This is a genomic window from Aureimonas sp. D3, assembly GCF_001463805.1.
Taxonomy (GTDB): Bacteria; Pseudomonadota; Alphaproteobacteria; order Rhizobiales; family Rhizobiaceae; genus Aureimonas; species Aureimonas ureilytica_A.
On sequence record NZ_BBWM01000085.1, the window covers coordinates 7,501 to 9,912 of the forward strand.

2 protein-coding genes are annotated in these 2,412 nt (G+C 60.9%); one reads left to right on the plus strand and one right to left on the minus strand.

Annotated elements, in window-relative coordinates:
* Positions 1-523: 523 nt before the first annotated feature.
* Entirely contained in the window at positions 524-1,639 is a 1,116-nt protein-coding gene (locus AUL36_RS22575) for a replication initiation protein (protein WP_062224463.1), read from the plus strand.
* 15 nt (positions 1,640-1,654) lie between these two features.
* On the opposite strand, the gene AUL36_RS22580 is transcribed toward AUL36_RS22575, so the two are convergent.
* Positions 1,655-2,107, minus strand: coding sequence for a helix-turn-helix domain-containing protein (locus tag AUL36_RS22580; protein WP_062224465.1), 453 nt, complete (start codon positions 2,105-2,107; stop codon positions 1,655-1,657).
* Between the last annotated feature and the right edge of the window lie 305 nt (positions 2,108-2,412).

Consider the following 2,412-nt stretch of genomic DNA (forward strand, 5'->3'; position numbering starts at 1 on the left):
GGATGAACCGGCCTCTGAGAGCTGAGCCTTGGGCGCCTTCATGCCCTTATTGGGCGTCGGGTCGCCGAGGTGACGAGGCGCGTCACCAGTGGGGAAGGCGCAGACGCTGATCCCATGCCTCCCTCAAGAGCCCTGGAGAGGGTGAGGCTGGTTGGGCGGGATCGAGAATAGGGCGCTTTCGTACTGATCACCGGCACGCTGATGGCGACGTTGGAGCGCTAAAAGAACCTATTGGGAGTGCTCGCCGACGAGCTTGAATAAAGGCCTTAGGTCGCTCGATTAGCTCCTCATCAGGTGCGTGATGCAGGTTTCAAACGCCTGATTTTCCGGGATTTGGATGCTGCCCGCTTTCTTGTTCTAAATGTTCTATATGTTCAGGGAAAAATACGCTTTTAAAAACAATATCTTGCGTCGCGAAAAGCTACCTATGGGGACTGAAAAGCTACCTATGGGGACTGAAAAGCTACCTATGGGGACTGAGGGCTATTCAAAAGGCTACCTTTGACATGTATAGCAGGTAGCCATGGGAAAGACGCTGCAAGTGATCGCTGATCGGGCCTATGACAAGGACCGCTCCTACCGCCCAGGGGAACTGGTGGAGGGGCGTTTTGCCGACCTCACCAATCCACCTGGCATCGTGGCACTGAAGCTCTACGAACTGATGTTCCGGGCTGCGGGGGCAGCACTAGCAGAAGACCGTTGGCACACACTCGATCTAGCGGCGATCAAGGCTGAGGCAGGGATCAAGAACCTGACCAAGCGCGAACTCGTGGACCTGTTCAAGGAACTGAGTGGCGCAGTCATGGAGTACCAATCCGGCACCAAGATCGTGGTGGGCTCACTTTTGGCGATCGCGGAGATCGAGACCGACGACGGCCCTGTGGTCGCGCGCTGGAAGTTCGGGGAAGCGTTCCGCCACATCGCCCAAGGCTCGGATTATTGGGCGATCATCGACCGTTCCACAGCGCTCTCAATGACCAGTCGGTACGCTATGCGACTCCATGAGATGATCGCGCTCCGAGCGAACCTCTCTCACAAGGCTTCCGAGACTTTCACGCTGCTCGATCTTCGTGCTCGCCTCGGAGTGCCAAAGGGTAAGCTGGAGAGGTGGGATATGCTCAACCGGAAGGCTATCCAACCCGCCATCAACGAAGTGAACCGGATTTCGCGCTTTGCCGTCTCGGCCGTCCCGAAGAAGCGCGGACGCATCGTCGTGGGGGTCGAGATCTTCTGGTCGGTGCGGACCCACGACACCGAGATCGAGGGGGAGCCCGTCCCCTCCCGACCATCGCTTTCCGTCATCCCGCCCGAGGACACGTCTTCCGAGGCTCCAAAAGCTTCAAGGACGCGCGCCGTGCGCAAGCCGGTGTCGGACACCGCCACGTCCGCCAAGCCGCGCCAGCGGTCCAAGGCGGACGCGGCGCCCCAGCCCTTGGCGGTCTTCCCGAGCGAGGGAAGCCTTCACTACACGGCCTGGGCCGAGCCGGCGCGCCGGCAGCTGCCGCAGCCGACGCCCGATCTCGCTGTGGTGGCGGATGCGTTCCGGCGCTGGGCGAAGGGTCGCAAGATGGCGCTCGATCATCGCGACATCCTCCAGATCTTCGAGACCTGGTGCGCCAAGTACCAGGTTCGGAAATAGCGCCGGCGCTTTCGCCTAACCTCTGACCGCCGCCAGGAGCCGCGTCACGAGGCCGGAGCGATCCGGCTCCGGGGAAGGCGAGACGGCGATCGTCTTCTCGTGGGTGATCGCCAGCCGCTGGGCCTGGTCGCGCCACTGGTTGCGCTCTTCACGCAGCTCGGCCGCGCGCTCGCGCTCCGTTGCGAGCAACGCCTCCAGGCGCTCCACCGTGAAACGAAGCGTAATCGCCTCCTGCAACGCCTTGGCGTCCATTTCACCGTACGACGATCCCGTTTCGGATCGCTGCACCGTTTCGCTCGGGGCCGTTTCATGGTTGGCCGCCAAGTAGCGGGTGAGCTCGGACGGATCGATCCGGAAGGAGCCGTCCTCGAGGCGCGTGGCCGAGATCTTACCGCTTTTGACCGCGCGCCAGATGGTCGGCTTCGTCTTGCCGGCGACTTCGGCAGCCGTTGCAAGCGTGTAGGACATGGGGCGGGGCCTTGTGTTCGATCCTGTTGCGCAACGCTAGCGATCGAATGGTTAATCCAGCCTTAAGCATTCGGATCGTTCGTTGCGCCCATGCCCTGCAACGCCTTGCACGAAACGATCCGAAATGGACATTACCATAGGATGTTACGGCTCAAAGCTCAGAGCTGACATCAACTCTCGGCGGCTCGCCTTCCTGGCAGACTTCTTTGGCTTCATAGCTCCTTTTGCAGGCTCTGCTTGCCTTCACATACCTCTCGGCTTGGTCTCTGCCAGAGATCGTTTCGGAGGCGTTCGAGGCACCGGAA